This window comes from Catellatospora vulcania (assembly GCF_009720385.1).
Lineage (GTDB): Bacteria > Actinomycetota > Actinomycetes > Mycobacteriales > Micromonosporaceae > Catellatospora > Catellatospora vulcania.
On record NZ_WARX01000001.1, the window covers coordinates 508,227 to 526,244 of the forward strand.

Genomic DNA, 18,018 nt, shown 5'->3' on the forward strand with positions numbered 1-18,018 from the left:
CCTGAGGAGTCGGGCAGAGCGCAGCGAGGAGCAGGCATGACCGCGAGCGTGGTCGTCGTGGGCAGCGCGAACATGGACCTGGTGGTGGCGACGCCCACCCTGCCCCGCCCCGGCGAGACCGTGCTCGGCGAAGGCTTCACGACAGTTCCCGGCGGCAAGGGCGCCAACCAGGCCGTCGCGGCCGCCCGTGCCGGTGCCCGGTGTCACTTCCTGGGCGCCGTGGGCCTGGACGCCTTCGGTGACGAGCTCAAGGGCTGCCTGGCCGCATCCGGCGTGGAGCTGGACGGGCTACGCCGGGTGGCGGGCCACCCCTCCGGCGTGGCGCTGATCGCCGTCGACGCGGCCGCCGAAAACCTCATCGTCGTCGCTCCCGGCGCGAACGCGCAGCTCACCGAGCTGGACGCGGTCGACCGGGAGCTGATCGGGAGCTGCGACGTGCTGCTCTGCCAGCTGGAGATCCCGCTGGAGACGGTCGTCCAGGCCGCCGTGGCGGCCCGTGCGGGGCACACGGCCTTCATCCTCAACGCCGCCCCCGCCCGCGCCCTGCCGGACGAGCTGATGGCCCTGGTGGACGTGCTGGTGGTGAACCAGACCGAGGCCGCCGTGCTGGCCGGGCTCGACGGCGGACGCGACGCGTCCCGGGCCGGCAACGTGCCCGAACTGCTGGCCAACCTGCTGGCCTCGGTGCCGCGGGTGGTGCTGACGCTCGGCGCGGCCGGGGCCGCCTACGCCGACCGCGACGGCACCCGGCTGGAGGTGGGCGCGCCGCCTGTCGCCGCGGTGGACACCACGGCCGCCGGGGACGCCTTCACCGGCGCATTCGCCGTGGCCTGGGCGCAGGGCCGCCCCGTCGAGGAGGCGCTGCGCTGGGCCTGCGCCGCGGGCGCGGCCTGTGCTCAGCACTGGGGCGCGTCGACCTCGCTGCCCCTGCAACCCGACATCGACGCCCTCTACGAGCGCGCCTACCAACCCCAGACCTGACGGTCCCGGTGGGCGGTCGGCGGCGAGGCGGCGCGGGCGTACGGCACGCCGCGTCGTAGCCTGCGCCGGTGGACAGTTCGTCGGCCCTGCTGATCGGGGACCTCACCGGGGTCGCCGTCTTCGCTGCCTCGGGCGGCTCCGCCGCGGTCGGCAAGCGGCTCGACCTGTTCGGCGTGGTCTTCGTCGGCTTCGTCGCCTCCCTGGGCGGCGGCATCCTGCGCGACCTGGTGATCAACCAGGTGCCGCCGCTGGCGTTCGCCGACTGGCAGTACCCGCTGACCGCCGTCGTCGCCTCGCTGGCCGTGTTCTGGCTGCACCCGCACCTGGACCGGCTGCGGCGCACCGTGCTCGGCCTGGATGCGGCCGGGCTGGGCCTGTTCACGGTCACCAGCACGCTCAAGGCGTTCGACGCCGGGGTTCCCGCGGTGGGCGCGTGCCTGCTCGGCATGCTCACCGGCATCGGCGGGGGGCTGGTGCGCGATCTGCTGCTCAACGAGATCCCGGTGGTGCTGCGCCGGGAGATCTACGCGGTGGCGTCGCTGCTGGGCGCGATCGCGGTGGCGGTCCTGGTACGCCTCGGCTGGGGCAGCGTGCTCACGTTCACCGGTGCGGCGCTGCTGGTGTTCGTGGTGCGTATCACGGCCCTCTACCGTCACTGGTCCGCACCGCGCCCGCGACTCGGCGGAGGTGCGACGACGGAGCCCGGCTGAGCGCCGTGGCGTGCCGGATCGGGTGGTGTGCAAGGCGACTCACCAAGTTCCGCCCGACAGTGGCGCGGACCTGTCCTGACGAGCCGATAGACTCAGGGCTCGCCTTCGTGGTCCCGCCGGCCGTGGCCGACCCGAGGGCTCTTTCGTGCGATTCCCCCTTGAAGAGCTGGAGGCTGCCGCGTGGCGCTGGCCCGCCCCGTCCCCGAGTCGTTCCCGTCGCTGCGCGCCTGGCAGCGCAAGGCGCTGGTCGAATACCTTCGCCGGCGTTCGCCCGACTTCCTGGCGGTCGCCACGCCCGGCGCCGGCAAGACGACGTTCGCCCTGCGCATCGCGGCCGAGCTGCTGGCCGACGGGAGCGTGGACGCGGTCACCGTGGTCGCCCCGACCGAGCACCTGAAGTTGCAGTGGGCGCAGGCGGCGGCCCGGGTCGGCATCCAGCTCGACGCCATGTTCCGCAACGCCGACGTGCACACCAGCAGCGACTTCCACGGCGTCGTGGTGACGTACGCGCAGGTCGGCATGGCGCCGCAGGTGCACCTGCGGCGCACGCTCACCCGCAAGACGCTGGTCATCCTGGACGAGATCCATCACGCGGGCGACTCGCGCAGCTGGGGCGACGGCGTGAAGGGGGCGTTCGAGCCCGCCGTGCGGCGGCTGATGCTGACCGGGACCCCGTTCCGCTCCGACGAGAACCCGATCCCGTTCGTGACCTACGAGCGGGTGGGCGAGGTGCAGCGCTCGCGGGCCGACTCGGTGTACGGCTACGCCGACGCGCTCGCCGACGGCGTCGTCCGGCCTGTGATCTTCCTCGCCTACTCGGGCGAGACCCGCTGGCGCACCAGCGCCGGCGACGAGCTGGCGGTGCGCCTCGGCGAGCCGCTCACCCAGGACCTGATCGCCCACGCCTGGCGCACCGCGCTGGACCCCAAGGGCGACTGGATGCCGCAGGTGCTGCGGGCCGCCGACGCGCGCCTGCAGGTGCTGCGATCGGGGGGCATCCCGGACGCCGGGGGCCTGATCATCGCCTCGGACCAGCAGACCGCCCGCGCGTACGCGAAGCTGATCGAGGTCATCTCCGGCGAGAAGGCCGTGGTCGTGCTCTCCGACGACACCGGGGCGTCGGCCAAGATCGCCGAGTTCGCGGGCTCCCAGCAGCGCTGGATGGTCGCGGTGCGCATGGTGTCCGAGGGCGTCGACATCCCGCGGCTGGCCGTCGGCGTGTACGCCACCAGCGCCTCCACCCCGCTCTACTTCGCCCAGGCCATCGGCCGCTTCGTGCGGGCCCGCCGCCCGGGGGAGACGGCCAGCGTCTTCGTGCCCAGCGTGCCGACGCTGCTCGGGCTGGCCAGCGAGATGGAGCTGGAGCGCGACCACGTGCTCGGCGGCCCCAAGGTCAAGGACGGGTTCGACGACGAGCTGCTGGAGCGGGCGCAGCAGTCGGAGAAGGCCAGCGGTGAGCTGACCAAGTCGTTCGAGGCGCTGTCCGCCACCGCCGAACTCGATCAGGTGATCTTCGACGGGGCCACCTTCGGGCTGCCCGCCCAGGCCGGCACGCCCGAGGAGGAGGACTTCCTGGGCCTGCCCGGCCTGCTCAGCGCCGATCAGGTGGCCGCCCTGCTGACCAAGCGCCAGGCTGAGCAGGCGGCCGCCGTACGCCGCAACCGGGCCGAGCAGACCCCAACCCAGCGCGAGCCCGTGGCCCGGGACATGTCCGCCACGGAACGCCGCATCCACCTCCGCCGCCAGCTCAACGCCCTGGTCGCCGCCCACCACCACCGCACCAACCTGCCCCACGGCAAGATCCACGCCGAACTCCGCTCCAAGTGCGGCGGCCCTCCCAGCGCCCAGGCGACGATCGAGCAACTCGAAGAGCGCATCGCGACGATCCAGAGCTTCTGACCGAATCATCCCGGCACATCCCACCCGACGGGCAGCCCCGGCTCCGGCCCGGCCCCGGCCCCGGCCCCGGCTCCGGCCCCGGCTCCGCCCCGGCCCCGGCTCCGCCCCGGCCCCGGCTCCGGCCCGGCCCCGGCTCCGGCCCCGGCCCGGCTCCGGTCACGGCTCGTGATCGCTGTTTGTGGTCAGAAAGTGCGGTCGGACCGCACTTTCTGACCACAAACAGCGATCAAGGCCAGCGGCGCCCCCTGGCAAGTGCGCCTCGGCCGTGGGCGGCGCTGCGTGGAGGGTTCCGGATACGCCGAAGGGGCACCGCTGGTTGCGGTGCCCCTTCGGGTCAAGCCTGTGGTGTTACTTGGTCGTCATGTCGGCGCCCCGCCAGGTGAACTCGGGGTCCGCCGCCACTTCCACGGCAATCTTGACAAGGTCGTCGGCGTACTTGTTGGCGTGGTGTCCGCAGAACACCAGCTCGCCCCCACCGGCCAGCTTCACACGCAATTTGCCCGCCGCGTTACAGCGGTCGCACCGTTCATCGGCGGCTGGGGCAGCCACCGTTTCCGGCGGCGGCGTGAGGGTCTGGGTCATCGCCTTCCTCCTCTGGTCGTCACCGATGCTGATATCCATCGTCGATCCGCCGAGTCCAGCAGCGCCGAACCCGCCATTGTCATTCAGCTCGTTGCCCATGTAAGCCTCCAACATCGGCCGTGCCTGAGGGCTTCCCGGATGGGGCCTCGGGGGGACCGGGGTCACAGCCGTTGGGCGGTCGAGCCTACCTGGTCAGACGGGCTATCGGGGAGATGACCCGTCCTGCACAGTGTGCCGTCCCCCCAGAGTGCCACGTCAACGATCGCGCGTCGAACAGAAACAGAGCGCCTACCCGTCTATGTACGCACGGTGAGTATCTCTGTACGTTCGGTGGATACCAAACGTCCGATTCGCGAAGAATGTCGACTTGACCTACTGGCTTTAGTCGAGGTAGTCGCGCAGGACCTGCGAGCGCGACGGGTGCCGGAGCTTGGACATGGTCTTCGACTCGATCTGCCGGATGCGCTCCCGGGTGACCCCGTACACCTGGCCGATCTCGTCTAAAGTCCGCGGCTGGCCGTCGGTGAGGCCGAACCGCAGCCGCACCACGCCCGCCTCCCGCTCGGACAGCGTCTGCAGCACCTGCTGGAGCTGGTCCTGCAGCAGCGAGAAGGAGACCGCGTCGACGGCCACTACCGCCTCGGAGTCCTCGATGAAGTCGCCGAGCTGGCTGTCGCCCTCGTCGCCGATGGTCTGGTCCAGCGAGATGGGCTCCCGGGCGTACTGCTGGATCTCCAGCACCTTCTCCGGGGTGATGTCCATCTCCTTGGCCAGCTCCTCCGGGGTGGGCTCGCGGCCCAGGTCCTGGAGCAGCTCACGCTGTATGCGGCCGAGCTTGTTGATCACTTCCACCATGTGCACCGGGATGCGGATGGTGCGGGCCTGGTCGGCCATGGCGCGGGTGATCGCCTGGCGGATCCACCAGGTGGCGTACGTGGAGAACTTGTAGCCCTTGGTGTAGTCGAACTTCTCGACGGCGCGGATGAGGCCGAGGTTGCCCTCCTGGATCAGGTCCAGGAACGCCATGCCGCGGCCGGTGTAGCGCTTGGCCAGCGACACCACCAGGCGGAGGTTGGCCTCCAGCAGGTGGTTCTTGGCGCGCTCGCCGTCGCGGGAGACCCACAGCAGGTCTCGCTGCATGTCGCGGGTGAGGGACAGGCCCTCCTCCTCGGCCTGGCGCAGCCGCTCGGCGGCGTACAGGCCGGCCTCGATGCGCTTGGCGAGCTCGACCTCCTGCTCCGCGTTGAGCAGCGGCACCTTGCCGATCTGCTTGAGGTAGGCGCGGACGGAGTCGGCCGACGCGGTCAGCTCGGCGTCCTTGCGGGCCTGCTTGAGCGCCTCGGACTCCTCGGCGTCCCACTCGAAGTCGTCGGAGGCGGCGGCGTCGGCCTCGGCGGCCTGGGCCACCTCGACCGGCTCGTCGACGACGACGTCCTCGAGGTCGGCGGCGAGCTCCTCGATCGAGATCTCGGCGCCGTCCGGCTCGTCGCCCTCGCCCGGCTCGCCCTTCTTGGCGGCCTTGGCAGGCGTGGCCTTGTCGCCTGTCTTCTTCTCGACAGCCTTCTTGGCGGCGGCCTTCTTGGCGGGAGCCTTGGCCTCCGTGCCGTCCTCCGCCTTCGCGGGGGCGGCCTTGGCGGCCGCCTTCACCGCCTTGGCGGGGGCGGCCTTGGCCGGAGCGGCCTTCGGGGCCAGCTTCACCGGAGCGGGCGCCTCGGCGCCGCCCTCGGTCGGCGTGGCCTGCTTGGGTGCGGCGGGCTTGGCGGTCTTCGACGCGGCGGGCGGTGCCGCCTTCGCAGTGGTGGCCTTCGAGGCCGGGGTCGCGGCCCGCGCGGCGGCCACCTTGCGGCGGCCGTTGGCGGAGTCGTCGACCTCGACCGTCACGCCCGCCTCGAGCAGTGCTCGCAGCATCTTCTTGGCCTGGGCGGGGGTGACGTCGGCAGCCTCCACGGTGCGCGCCACATCCGCAGGCGTGAGCCGGCCGCCGGCGCCTGCGGCTTGGGCGATCAGCATGTCGGTGAGCGTGCGAACGTCGGCGCTGATCTGGCGGGCTTCAGTCACGGACGACCTTCCGGAGGCGAGTATCAAACAAGAATCTGCGGCATCGGCCGCGTCGCATGGCGCGTCGCGGTGGGTCAGCCAGTGTGATGTGTGGATGCGCCTCGCGCCTTCGGCACGTGGCAGGCGTGAATTGTAGCGCCGTACCCGGCGATCATCTCGGCGCGCACGCCGCAGGAGGTCCGCGAGCGGGCTCCGGGGCCTTGGCAGGATGGCACCAGGTGACGAGGAGGACGGTCGTGAACGAGCTGGAACTGCTGGATATCGCGGTGCAGGTGGCCGCTGACGCGGCCGACACCGCCCGCCGTATGCGTAACGAGGCGATCAACGATGTCGGCACGAAATCCACCGCCACGGACGTCGTGACGGCCGCGGATCGCGCGGTCGAGCAACAGGTGATCGCCGCGCTGGCGGCACGGCGCCCGGGTGACACGGTACTCGGCGAGGAGTTCGGCGGCGCGGGAATTGCCGAGCAGGGCGCTGTCCGCTGGATCGTGGATCCGATCGACGGGACGGTGAACTACCTCTACGGGCTGCCCCAGTACGCCGTGTCCATCGCGGCGGAGGTGGACGGGGAGGTCGTGGCCGGAGTGGTGCGCAACGCTGCGACGGGGGAGACGTGGACGGCGGCACGGGGCCACGGGGCGTGGCGGGACGGGCGGCGGTTGACCGGCTCGCCCGCCACCGAGCTGGCCCTGTCGCTGGTCGGCACCGGGTTCGGGTACGCCCGGGAGCGGCGGGTCCACCAGGCCGCGGTGGTGGCCCAGGTGCTGCCGCTGGTACGCGACATCCGGCGGATGGGGGCTGCGGCGCTGGACCTGTGCGCGGCGGCCGAGGGGCTGCTCGACGCCTACTACGAGAAGGGCCTGGCCGAGTGGGACATGGCCGCGGGCGGCCTGATCGCGCGCGAGGCAGGTCTGCTGGTCACCGGGCTGTCCGGCCGCCCGGCCGGCGGGGACATGGTGCTGGCGGCGCCGCCGGCCCTGCACGCCCCGCTGGACGCCCTGCTCAGCGAGCTGGTCGCCGACGGCGGCCCCTAGCCCCCGGACGCCCCCAGGCCCCGCTGGCCGGGCCGCATGCGCATCGAGGCCCCGCTCCCGCCGCTCGTGGCGGCGGGAGCGGGGCCTCGTGGCGGCGGGAGCGGGGCCTCGTGGCGACTCGCGAGACGGCCGGGTCAGGGCTTCTCGGCGCAGGTGCCCTCGGGCAGGTCGGGGCGGCCCAGCGCGGCGACCGCCTGGCGCATCTCGGTGGGCGTGGCGAGCTGCTTGAACTGCCCGCCGATGATCACGTCGATGGTGTCGTTGTCGCGCTTGATGTCGAACACCGGCTCGACGTCGTTGAGGAAGTACGCCTTCAGCAGCTGGGCCGCGCCGACCGTCTGCGGGCCGTAGCGCAGCTCCGCGACGATGTCGGGCTGGGCCTTCTTCTCGTTGCCCGTCTTCTCCACCTTGAACTTGCGGTTGGTGAAGTCCGCGGCCACGTTGCGGGCGAGATCCACCGTGGTCGTGGCGTTGTAGACGTTGATCTTCACTTCGCTCTCGGAGTCCGGCAGCGTGTTGTCGACGGGCACCCAGCCCGCCGGACAGCTCTGGACCACCGGGGCGTCACTCTGCGTGTCACGATTGAGCGTGATCACGGCCAGGGTGATGCCGATGATCGCCAGGGTGCTGATGATGGCGATCGCCCGAATTCGTGCCAGTTGCATATCGGTGCCGCTCCCCGTGAGCCAGAGGTCCGCTGCCGCCGCTTTGACGGTATGGGCCAGAGGTTATCGGTTGACCGGCCCGCTGGGGGCCGCGACCCGACAGACGGCCGGAATTGGCCGGACGTTCCCGGCGCGCCGACCGTGATCGGCGGGCGGCTGCCCCTACCTTGGTCTCGCCTGACCCGACGGCCCCATATCGCTGTCGGCTCAGTCACATCGGGAACAACTTCGCGTGCAGGAGCGTACAACTCCCACACGGGCGCGCTAAAGTACCGCGCTCGTTGAGAGTGACAACGTGCGTACGGATACGGACAAGACACAAATTGGGAGTGTGACAATCGATGGCCACCGACTACGACGCCCCGCGCCGTGACGAGGCCGACCTCGGTGAGGACAGCCTCGAGGAGCTGAAGGCCCGGCGTGTCGACACACAGTCGGGCAGCGTGGACGTGGACGAGACCGACCTCGCCGAGAACTTCGAACTGCCCGGCGGCGACCTGGCCGACGAGGAGCTCACGGTGAAGGTCGTGCCGATGCAGGCCGACGAGTTCCGCTGCTCGCGGTGCTTCCTGGTGCATCACCGCAGCCAGCTGGCAGGCGAGCGCAACGGCGAGCCGATCTGCCGCGAGTGCGCCTGACCGCGTGCGCCCATCGGACATTTCCGGGGCTTGACGCGATGGGGTGAGATGGCGCAGAACTTCTGGGTACACGGATCGAGGCACGCCGCAACGGACGCGGCGTGCCGCACGCGGGCCGGGTCCTTCGGCGGCCCCGAAGACCGCCGTGGACCGGATGCCGTCTCAGCCGACAGGAGCCCCTCATGACCACCAGCCCCGAACCGGTGCCCGGCGACGCTGCGTCAGCGACAGGCGCGTCGGGCACTGCCGCGCCCGGCGCCGGCCGGCCGGACGAACTGGCGCTGGCCGTGGCGGGGCTCGCCGACGAGGACCTGGACAAGGCCGGACGGCGCAAGTTGCTCGGGCGGATGCTGGTGGGCCTGCGCGAGCGCGGCGTCAAAGAAGTCTTCATGCCCCGCAAGGCGATCAACTGGATCACCGAGGCGGTCTCGGATCTCGCCCCGCACGTGCCGGTGCGCAACCTGGAGACGTTGCGGCGGCACTACCCGGGCCTGGATGACGAGGCGCTGGCCGAGCGGCTGATCCGCAACGCGGCCCGCGCTGCGGCGGGCGTCGGCGCGGTCGGCGGCGGCATGGCCTCCATCGAGTGGGCGGTGCCGCCGACCCTGCTGTCCACCCCGGTGCTGCTGGCGACCGAGACGGTCGGCGTGGTCGGCATCGAGCTCAAGCTCATCGGCGAGCTGCACGAGGTGTACGGCCAGCCGGTGGTCGGCACGTCGTCCCAGCGGGCGATCAGCCTGATGCAGGCCTGGGCCAGCCACCGGGGCATCAGCCCGATGCTGCCCGGGGCCGCCGCGGCCACCGTGCTCGGCACGGCCACCCGCAAGCAGCTGCGCGACATGGTCCTCAAGCGGTTCGGGCGCAACCTGACCACGCTGGGGCCGCTGCTGACCGGGGCGGCCATCGCCAGCTACCTCAACCGCAAGGCCACCCGCCGCCTCGGCGACGACATCCGCAACGACCTGCGGGGCAAGCGGCGCGGTCCGGCACTGCCGCCGGGGTCAGCCGGCGCGGAGTAGCGCGCGGGCCAGGTCCTCGGGCCGGCGGCTGCTGATCACCCAGTACGGCGTGACGTCGTCGGGGTCGTCGAGCACCACCTGCACGGCGCCGGGGACCCACGGCCGCTGCACGACGAACGCCATCGGGTCGGCGTGCACCCCGAGCAGGTCGCGCTTGGTGGCGGCGTCCAGCGGGATCGCCTGCGCCACGTGGCGCAGCGGCAGCCGGGCGTCGTCGACCACGAACTCGTCGGCCGTCACGCTGATCCTGATCCGGCCCAGCCGCCACAGGCCCACCGCGACCAGCGTCAGCACCACGGGGTAGGCCACCCAGCCGCGCGGGCCCGCTGCGCCTAATCCGACCTGAGCCGCCAAAATGGCTCCGACCAGCAACGACGGCAACCACAGCCACCACGGCACGGACAGGCGCTCGGTGTGACTGGGCACAGGCCGTGCCGCGCCGCCCCCTGTCGCCGTTGTGCCTGAGGATGCCGTGCCGCTGCCTGGATGTGTCACAGCATCGAGGGTAGGGCCCGCCGGGTCCACCGGGCGCGGCAGGATAGAGGCAAGGAGACGCAGCTCCCGTCGCGGGCGCGCGTTCAAGCACTTCCCCCGGAGGTTTGACCGTTGTATCCCCCTGCGACCCCACCCGTCGTGGTGCCGATCCGCCGGCTCGACCCGGACCTGCCCCCGCCGTCGTACGCCCATCCGGGCGACGCGGGCGCCGACCTGTACACCGCCGAGGACGTCGTGCTCGCCCCGGGCGAGCACCGGCTGGTGCGCACGGGCGTGGCGATAGCCCTGCCGGACGGGTTCGTGGGTTTGGTCCACCCCAGGTCCGGTCTGGCCGCCAAACTGGGGGTGACCGTGCTCAACGCTCCCGGCACCGTGGACGCGGGCTACCGGGGCGAGATCCTGGTTCAACTGATCAACCACGACCGGGCGAACACCGCCAAGATCTCTCGCGGCGACCGCATCGCGCAACTTGTCGTGCAGCGGGTGGAGCGGGCACACTTCCACGACGTCGCCGAACTGCCGGAGTCCGTACGGGGCACCGGTGGGCACGGCTCGACGGGGAAATGAGGAGGAACAGTGATCTTCTCGCGACGACGTGCGGCCAGCGGTGGCCGGCACGCCAAGGCGGAGGAGCCGAAGTTCGTGGACGCCCGCGCCGCCCGGCGCGCCGCTCTGCTCGGCGAGGACTGGCAGCCCGAGGAGGCTGACACCCCCGCCGCTCCGGCCGCCAACGGTTTGAACGGCTCCCACCTCCCCGAACCGTCGATCTTCGGCGACGACGGCCCGTACGACCTCGACGACGCGCCCGACGCGCCGCGGCTTGACCTGGGCAGCCTGCTGCTGCCCGCGGTCGACGGGGTCGAGATCCGGGTGCAGGCCGGTGAGCAGGGCGTGATCCAGCAGATCGCGCTCGTGCACGGCCCGAACGCGCTCCAGCTCGGCGTCTTCGCGGCGCCGCGCACCGAAGGCATCTGGGACGAGGTGCGGGAGGAGATCCGCAAGTCCCTGTTCGCCGACGGGGTGGGCGCCGAGGAGGTTAACGGGCGTTGGGGCATCGAGCTGCGCGCCCGCATCCGTACCCCCGAGGGCTTCAACGACCTGCGCTTCATCGGCGTCGACGGGCCGCGCTGGATGGTCCGCGCGGTGTTCCAGGGCCCGGCCGCGATCGACGTGACCGAGGCCGGCCCGCTCACGCTGGTGCTGACCGGCCTGGCCGTGCGCCGCGACGACACCGCCCGCCCGGTCCGCGAGGCGCTGCCGCTGCGCCTGCCGGCCAGCATGGCCGAGGAGGCCGCCGCCCGGCAGGCCGCCGCCGCGCAGCCGCAACCCGAGCCGCCCGTCGAGCAGCCCCGCCAGTCGCAGTACGGCGACGGCGGCTACGGCGGCGAGCCGTACGGCGGCTCGGGTAACCAGCTGGTGCCCGGCCGGGTGCCGCCGCCGCCCGCGCCGACGCCGTTCGGCTCGATCGCACCGGCGGGCGCCAACGGCACCGCGGCTCCCGCCATCGGCGACGTGCCGCGCCGCAAGCCCTCCCCGCGCCCGCGCCGCGACTGACCTCGGCAGACCACGGTTCGTCCTCGGCGCGCCGTCGCAGACGCGGCGCGCCGAGGCCGTCCCATGTTCGGGCCCGGGGTGTCCCCAGCCGGGGCGCCCCGCAGTAGGCTGGCTGATACGCGCCGCTCGGGGACCTCGCCCCGGCGGGGAAGGATGAAGCAGGTCATGTCGACCGACGACGCCCGACCACGACATAAAGGGCTGCGTGGCATGCTCCACCGGCTCACCGCCACCGATTCCGAGCTCGAGTCGGAGGAGTTGCGGCGGGACACCGAACTCGCGGGCTGCGTCTGTGCGGACACCGTGCACCGCGGCGATCTCGTGAACGTCAGCGGCCGCCTGCGTACGGTCGTCTACACCCCGCGCACCAACCTGCCGACGCTGGAAGCCGACCTCTACGACGGCACCGACCTGATCACCCTGGTGTTCCTCGGCCGCCGGCACATCAACGGCATCGAACCGGGCCGCGGGCTGCACGTGCGCGGCCGGGTGGCGGTACGCGACGGTCGCAAGGTCATCTACAACCCTTACTACGAGCTGGAAGCGGCCGCGTGAGCGAGCGATCCGCGCGCAGCGAGGAGCAGTCATGAGCGAACCTGTCACCGACCGTAACCGGCCCCTGGCGGCGGACGGGGATCCCGAGGAGCTCCCGCCCTTCGCGGAGCAGGTGGCGCAGCAGCTGGGCGGCTGGCGCGGGATGACCGAGGCGGCCGTCCCGGTCATCGTCTTCGTGCTGACCAACATCGTGCTGGGCTTCTGGTTCCCGGCGGAGGAGTCGCGCATCGCGCTGCAGAGCGCCATCGGCGCGTCCGCGGCGGTCGCGATCGGGGTCGCCGTGGTCCGGCTGGCCCAGAAGCGGCCCGTGCGCTTCGCGCTGAACGGCCTGTTCGGCATCGGCCTGGGCGCGTGGATGGCCTGGGACTCCGGCAAGGAGGTCGACTTCTACCTGCCGGGCATCTGGATCACCATGGGCCAGATCGTGGTGCTGCTGGGGTCGATCGCGCTGCGCCATCCGATGGTGGGCTGGTTCTGGTCGGTGATCGCCAACGGCGGGCGTAACGACTGGCGTGAGGACGACCGGCTGGTGCGGGTCTTCTCCCAGTTGACCGCGCTGTGGGCGGCGGTGTTCGCGATCAAGGTGGTGGTCCAGGGCGGGCTGTGGATGGCCGAGCAGGGCACCGCGCTGGGCATCGCCCGCATCGTGATGGGCACGCCGCTGTTCGCACTGCTGGTCGTGATCAGCTTCGGCGTCGTCCGCCGGGTCCGCCGCGAGAACCCGCAGCCGGCCTGACGCAGGCTAGCCCGACCCCGTTTTAATCGACGTTGGCCTATCTGGATGAAGTCGATCGCGATTTTGTCATCCAGATAGGCCAACGTCTATTTTAGGCGCGTGGGTGGGTCAGCGGCGGCGGGAGCGGGTTTTTTCGACGCTGTCGGCGCCGAGCATGACCGAGCGGACCTGCTCCTCGACCTCGACGGTGCAGACGAAGACCAGCTCGTCGCCGGCCTCGACCGGGTCGTCGGGGGTCGGCGTGAGCACGCGGCGGCCGCGCACGATGGCGACCAGGGCGCTGTCGGGCGGCAGCGGGATGGAGCGGATCGGCAGGCCGACGTGCGGGGCGTCCTCGGGCAGGGTGATCTCCACGAGGTTGGCCTCGCCGTGCCGGAAGGTCATCAGCCGGACCAGGTCGCCCACCGTGACCGCCTCCTCGACCAGGGCCGCCATCACGCGCGGCTTGGAGACGGAGACGTCCACGCCCCACTGCTCGGTGAACAGCCACTCGTTCTCGGCCCGGTTGACCCGGGCGACCACCCGCGGCACCGCGAACTCGGTCTTGGCGAGCAGTGACACCACCAGGTTGACCTTGTCGTCGCCGGTGGCGGCGACGACCACGTCGCAGGCGGCCAGGTTGATCTCCTGGAGGCTGGACAGCTCGCAGGCGTCGGCGAGCACCCAGTCCGCGGCGGGCACCCGCTCGGGGCGCAGCATGCGCGGCTGGCGCTCCAGCAGCATGACCTGGTGGCCGTTCTCGATGAGCTCCTGGGCGATGGAGCGCCCGACGTTGCCCGCCCCGGCGATGGCGACCCGCATGGTGACTCCTCCTAGGCCGCGGCCGGCGGCGCGGCAGCGATCTTGGTGACGGTTTCCGCGATGTCGTCGGTGACGAGCATGAAGACCTGGTCGCCGTCCTGCAGCACGGTGGAGGCCGTGGTCAGCGTGCCCAGGCCGAAGCGCATGAGGAAGGCGGTCCGGGTGCCGGTCGCGTCCTCCAGCGTGTGCAGCGGATGGCCGATCCAGGCGGGGTTCACCGGGATCTCGATGATGGCGACGGTGCTGGTGGGGTCGCGGTAGAGCTCGGTGGCGCCCTCGGGCACCAGGTGCCGCACGATGCGGTCGGCGGTCCAGCGCACGGTCGCGACGGTGGGGATGCCCAGCCGCTCGTACACCTCGGCGCGGCGCTGGTCGTAGATGCGGGCCACGACGCGCTGCACGCCGAACGTCTCGCGCGCCAGCCGGGCGGAGATGATGTTGGAGTTGTCACCGCTGGAGACCGCGGCGAAGGCGTCGGCGCGTTCGACACCGGCCTGGATGAGCACCTCGCGGTCGAAGCCGACGCCGGTGACGGTGGTGCCCGCGAAATCGGGGGAGAGCCGCCGGAAGGCGTCGGCGTCCTGATCGATGATCGAGACGGAGTGGCCGCGCGCCTCCAGGCTGTGCGCCAGCGTCGAGCCGACCCGGCCGCACCCCATGATCACAACGTGCACGTCATGCCCTCCCGACAATGCCGTCGTCCCGGCCCCCGCGAAAGCGGCTCGTCCCGGCGTGCGGACGCCGAACGGCGCACGGGGACTCCCCACCTTCGCCCAGCCTGCCATGCGCGCGTACGGCGCGCGACATCAGAGTGCCACGTGTGTTCGCGCCGGGGCGTCGTAGGCTCCCACATGTGGCGAGACCTACCTCCCTGCTGAAGCGCCTCCTGCTCGGCAGGCCGTTCCGTTCCGACCGACTGCAGCACACCCTGCTGCCCAAGCGCATCGCACTACCGATCTTCGCTTCCGACGCGCTGTCCAGCGTCGCCTACGCGCCGGGCGAGATCCTGCTGACCCTGTCGATCGCGGGCGCGGCCGCCTACGCGTACTCCCCGTGGGTGGCGCTGGCGGTCGTGGTGGTGATGCTGACCGTCGTCGCCAGTTACCGGCAGAACGTGCATGCCTACCCTTCGGGCGGCGGCGACTACGAGGTCGCCACGGTCAACCTGGGCTCCAAGTCGGGACTCGCCGTGGCCAGCGCGCTGCTGGTGGACTACGTGCTAACGGTGGCCGTGTCGATCTCGTCGGGCGTGGAGAACCTCGGGGCCGCGATCCCGCTGATCGGCCGGCACGAGGTGATCACCGCGGTGCTGCTGATCGCGCTGCTCGCCGCCCTCAATCTGCGCGGCCTGCGCGAGTCGGGCTTCATGTTCGCCATCCCGACCTACCTGTTCATGCTCGCCATGCTCGGCCTGATCGGCTGGGGCGTGATCCGGATCTTCGTGCTGGGCGAGGACCTGCAGGCCCCGAGCGCGGGTCTGACCATCCTGCCCGAGCACGGCCTGCAGGTCGGCACGAGCTTCGCCTTCGCCTTCCTGCTGGTGCGCGCGTTCTCCTCGGGTTGTGCGGCGCTGACGGGCGTCGAGGCCATCTCCAACGGCGTGCCCGCGTTCAAGCCGCCCAAGAGCAAGAACGCCGCGACCACGCTGCTGATGCTCGGCCTGCTGTCGATCATCATGCTGGTCTCGATCGTGGCGCTGAGCCTCAAGACCGGCCTGCAGTACGTCGAGGACCCGGCCGAGCAGATCGTGGGCGTCGCCCCGAACTACGTGCAGCCGACGGTCACCGCGCAGCTGGCGCAGACCATCTTCGACCACTTCCCGCCGGGCTTCTACCTGGTCATCGCGATGACCGCGCTCATCCTGGTGCTGGCCGCGAACACCGCGTTCAACGGCTTCCCGGTGCTGGGCTCGATCCTGGCGCAGGACCGCTACCTGCCGCGCCAGCTGCACACCCGGGGCGACCGGCTGGCCTTCTCCAACGGCATCCTGCTGCTGGCCTTCTTCGCGGCGGTGCTGGTCATCGCGTTCCAGGCGGAGACCACCCGGTTGATCCAGCTCTACATCGTCGGCGTGTTCGTGTCGTTCACGCTGTCGCAGATCGGCATGCTGCGGCACTGGAACCGGCTGCTGCGCACCGAGCGCGACCAGGCGGCGCGGCGCCGGATGATGCGGGCCCGTCTGATCAACGGGTTCGGCGCGGTGCTGACCGGCTTCGTGCTGATCCTGGTGCTGGCGACGAAGTTCACCCACGGCGCGTGGATCTCGATCGCGGCGATGGCGGTCATCTACGCGATCATGGTGGGCATCCGCAAGCATTACGACACGGTCGCCCGTGAGCTGGTGCCGTCGGAGGAGCGGCCGGTGCTGCCGGCCCGCAACCACGCGATCGTGCTGGTCAGCAAGCTGCACCTGCCGACCATGCGGGCGCTGGCGTACGCGAAGGCGACCCGGCCGGACACGCTGACCGCGCTGACCGTCAACGTCGACGTCGCGGACACCCGGGCCATCCAGGCCGAGTGGGAGCGCCGCGGCATCAACACCCCGCTGACCGTGGTCGACTCGCCCTACCGGGAGATCAGCCGGCCCATCATCGAGTACGTGAAGTCGCTGCGCCGGGCCTCGCCGCGCGACGTGGTGACGGTCTACATCCCCGAGTACGTGGTGGGCCGCTGGTGGGAGCACATCCTGCACAACCAGTCCGCGCTGCGGATCAAGGGCCGGCTGCTGTACGAGCCGGGCGTCATGGTCACCAGCGTGCCGTGGCAGCTCGCCTCGACGAACAGCACCGACCTGGACCGGATCGACCGGTCCCTGGTCCGCTCGCCGGCCCGCGGCCCGCGTGCGGGGGAGGACTCCTGATGACCGCCGTGACGGAGCTGTACGAGGGCGACAAGGTCGAGGTGACCGTCGGGCCGATCGCGCACGGCGGGCACTGCGTGGCCCGGCACGAGGGTCAGGTGATCTTCGTGCGGCACGCGCTGCCCGGCGAGCGGGTGATCGTGGAGATCACCGAGTTGCACAAGGCGTACCTGCGCGGCGACTGCGTCGAGGTGATCGAGGCGTCCGCCGACCGGATCACGCCGCGCTGCCCGTACGCCCATGCCAATGGTTGTGGTGGTTGCGACCTGCAGCATGTCGCGTCCCCGGCGCAGCGGGAGTGGAAGGCGGCCGTGGTGCGCGAGCAGCTCGTCCGGCTGGGCAGGCTGGACGCCGCCGAGGTCGACGCGCTGGGTGTCACGGTCGCGGCGCTGCCCGGCGGGGACGAGGGCTGGCGCACCCGGGTCCGCTACCGCGCGGACGCGTTGGGCCGTCCGGGGCTGCTCAAGCACCGCTCGAACGAGGTGGTGGCGATCAGCCGCTGCCGGATCGCGCACCCGGAGATCCAGGCGCTGGACGTGCTGGACCGGCGCTGGCCGGACACCGACCTGATCGACGTGGTCAAGCCGTCCACCGGCCCGGCGCAGCTGGTCCAGGATCCGCCGCAGCAGATCGTCGAGCGGGCCGCCGGGCACGACTTCACCATCTCCGCGGGCGGGTTCTGGCAGGTCCATCCCGCCTCGGCGGACACCCTGGTGCAGGCGGTGCTGGAGTTGCTGGACCCGCGGCCCGGCGAGCACGCCTGGGACCTGTACGGCGGCGCGGGGCTGTTCGCCGCGGCGCTGGCCGACCGGGTCGGGGTCACCGGCGCGGTGACCGTGGTCGAGTCGGCGCGCGACGGCGTCGTGGCGGCCCGGGGCAACCTGGCGGCCCTGCCGGTGCGCGTCGTGGACATGACAGTGGAACGGGCGCTGCACCGCGACCGGCGGCCCAAGGAGCGGCTGCCGCACCCCGATGTGGTGGTGCTGGACCCGCCGCGCACCGGGGCCGGGGCCGCGGTGGTCAAGGCGATCACGGCGGCCGGCCCGCGTGCCGTCGCCTACGTCGCCTGCGACCCGGCCGCGCTCGGCCGTGACGTGCGCACCTTCGGCGAGCAAGGCTGGGAGTTGCGGGCACTGCGGGCGTACGACTGCTTCCCGCAGACCCACCACGTGGAGTGCGTGGCGCTGCTGGCCCCGCGCGGGTGACCGCGGGCGGCGCCACGGCGAGCAGGGGTGAGTGAAGGTCTCGTGAAGGGGTGGCGAGCCGGTGAGCGGCCGTGCGTGCTGCCGATAGACTTCCCCGACATGGGTAAGCGGAACGTAGGGCACCCCCACCGGAGTGCCGTGCGGAACGCCGGCGAGAGCGAGGCGAAGGCATGAGCAGGCGAAGCGAGCAAGTCGTGACGTTCTGCGCCGTTCATGTCGCCGA

16 protein-coding genes and 2 pseudogenes are annotated in these 18,018 nt (G+C 71.8%); 12 read left to right on the forward strand and 6 right to left on the reverse strand.

Annotated features, from left to right (window positions below; translation table 11 throughout):
- The first annotated feature begins 36 nt into the window (after positions 1-36).
- From F6W97_RS21505 to F6W97_RS21515, 3 genes are all read left to right on the forward strand, one after another.
- Positions 37-981, forward strand: coding sequence for a ribokinase (locus F6W97_RS21505; protein ID WP_155372229.1), 945 nt, complete (start codon positions 37-39; stop codon positions 979-981).
- A gap of 68 nt (positions 982-1,049) precedes the next feature.
- Positions 1,050-1,691 carry a trimeric intracellular cation channel family protein gene (locus F6W97_RS21510; protein ID WP_155372230.1) on the forward strand — a complete coding sequence of 214 codons (642 nt, stop codon included), beginning with the start codon at positions 1,050-1,052 and terminating at the stop codon, positions 1,689-1,691.
- A gap of 180 nt (positions 1,692-1,871) precedes the next feature.
- Positions 1,872-3,590: a DEAD/DEAH box helicase gene (locus F6W97_RS21515; protein ID WP_155372231.1), complete on the forward strand. Its 1,719-nt coding sequence runs from the start codon at positions 1,872-1,874 to the stop codon at positions 3,588-3,590.
- A 348-nt stretch (positions 3,591-3,938) separates the two neighbouring features.
- Here the strand turns inward: F6W97_RS21515 and F6W97_RS21520 are convergent, their stop codons facing one another.
- On the reverse strand, positions 3,939-4,172 hold the full coding sequence (locus F6W97_RS21520) for a DUF7455 domain-containing protein (RefSeq protein ID WP_155373022.1): 234 nt from the start codon (positions 4,170-4,172) through the stop codon (positions 3,939-3,941).
- Positions 4,173-4,553: 381 nt separating this feature from the next.
- Positions 4,554-6,230 (reverse strand): RNA polymerase sigma factor, encoded by a 1,677-nt coding sequence (locus tag F6W97_RS21525; protein ID WP_155372232.1) that lies wholly within the window; start codon positions 6,228-6,230, stop codon positions 4,554-4,556.
- A 236-nt stretch (positions 6,231-6,466) separates the two neighbouring features.
- Here F6W97_RS21525 and F6W97_RS21530 point away from each other — a divergent pair, with 236 nt between their 5' ends.
- Positions 6,467-7,267: an inositol monophosphatase family protein gene (locus F6W97_RS21530; protein WP_230686856.1), complete on the forward strand. Its 801-nt coding sequence runs from the start codon at positions 6,467-6,469 to the stop codon at positions 7,265-7,267.
- 134 nt (positions 7,268-7,401) lie between these two features.
- On the opposite strand, the gene F6W97_RS21535 is transcribed toward F6W97_RS21530, so the two are convergent.
- Positions 7,402-7,932, reverse strand: a complete 531-nt coding sequence (locus F6W97_RS21535) for a LytR C-terminal domain-containing protein (protein ID WP_230686857.1) — start codon at positions 7,930-7,932, stop codon at positions 7,402-7,404.
- A gap of 341 nt (positions 7,933-8,273) precedes the next feature.
- On the opposite strand from F6W97_RS21535, the gene F6W97_RS21540 reads away from it, so the two are divergent.
- A complete protein-coding gene (locus F6W97_RS21540) occupies positions 8,274-8,570 on the forward strand; it encodes a DUF4193 domain-containing protein (protein WP_155372233.1) in 297 nt (98 codons plus the stop codon).
- 182 nt (positions 8,571-8,752) lie between these two features.
- On the forward strand, positions 8,753-9,589 hold the full coding sequence (locus F6W97_RS21545) for a hypothetical protein (RefSeq protein ID WP_230686858.1): 837 nt from the start codon (positions 8,753-8,755) through the stop codon (positions 9,587-9,589).
- Here F6W97_RS21545 and F6W97_RS40835 read toward each other — a convergent pair.
- A complete protein-coding gene (locus F6W97_RS40835) occupies positions 9,572-10,015 on the reverse strand; it encodes a DUF3093 domain-containing protein (RefSeq protein WP_230686859.1) in 444 nt (147 codons plus the stop codon). The two genes, F6W97_RS21545 and F6W97_RS40835, sit on opposite strands and share 18 nt — an antisense overlap.
- A 180-nt stretch (positions 10,016-10,195) precedes the next feature.
- Here F6W97_RS40835 and dut point away from each other — a divergent pair, with 180 nt between their 5' ends.
- From dut to F6W97_RS21570, 4 genes and pseudogenes are all read left to right on the forward strand, one after another.
- Positions 10,196-10,651 carry a dUTP diphosphatase gene (gene dut / locus F6W97_RS21555; protein ID WP_144118841.1) on the forward strand — a complete coding sequence of 152 codons (456 nt, stop codon included), beginning with the start codon at positions 10,196-10,198 and terminating at the stop codon, positions 10,649-10,651.
- Between the two features lie 9 nt (positions 10,652-10,660).
- Positions 10,661-11,416: pseudogene (locus F6W97_RS40840) on the forward strand (DUF3710 domain-containing protein); the annotation flags it as partial.
- A gap of 387 nt (positions 11,417-11,803) precedes the next feature.
- Entirely contained in the window at positions 11,804-12,193 is a 390-nt protein-coding gene (locus tag F6W97_RS21565) for an OB-fold nucleic acid binding domain-containing protein (protein ID WP_155372235.1), read from the forward strand.
- A gap of 31 nt (positions 12,194-12,224) precedes the next feature.
- Positions 12,225-12,929, forward strand: a complete 705-nt coding sequence (locus F6W97_RS21570; RefSeq protein WP_155372236.1) for a DUF3159 domain-containing protein — start codon at positions 12,225-12,227, stop codon at positions 12,927-12,929.
- A 108-nt stretch (positions 12,930-13,037) separates the two neighbouring features.
- Here F6W97_RS21570 and F6W97_RS21575 read toward each other — a convergent pair.
- Positions 13,038-13,739: pseudogene (locus F6W97_RS21575) on the reverse strand (potassium channel family protein); the annotation flags it as partial.
- Positions 13,740-13,741: 2 nt separating this feature from the next.
- Positions 13,742-14,404 carry a potassium channel family protein gene (locus F6W97_RS21580; protein ID WP_155372237.1) on the reverse strand — a complete coding sequence of 221 codons (663 nt, stop codon included), beginning with the start codon at positions 14,402-14,404 and terminating at the stop codon, positions 13,742-13,744.
- Between the two features lie 179 nt (positions 14,405-14,583).
- Here F6W97_RS21580 and F6W97_RS21585 point away from each other — a divergent pair, with 179 nt between their 5' ends.
- Both F6W97_RS21585 and F6W97_RS21590 read left to right on the forward strand, forming a co-directional pair.
- Positions 14,584-16,590, forward strand: a complete 2,007-nt coding sequence (locus F6W97_RS21585) for an APC family permease (RefSeq protein WP_196279257.1) — start codon at positions 14,584-14,586, stop codon at positions 16,588-16,590.
- Entirely contained in the window at positions 16,590-17,795 is a 1,206-nt protein-coding gene (locus F6W97_RS21590; RefSeq protein WP_155372239.1) for a class I SAM-dependent RNA methyltransferase, read from the forward strand. The genes F6W97_RS21585 and F6W97_RS21590 overlap by 1 nt, the downstream gene beginning before the upstream one ends.
- The last annotated feature ends 223 nt before the right edge of the window (positions 17,796-18,018 follow it).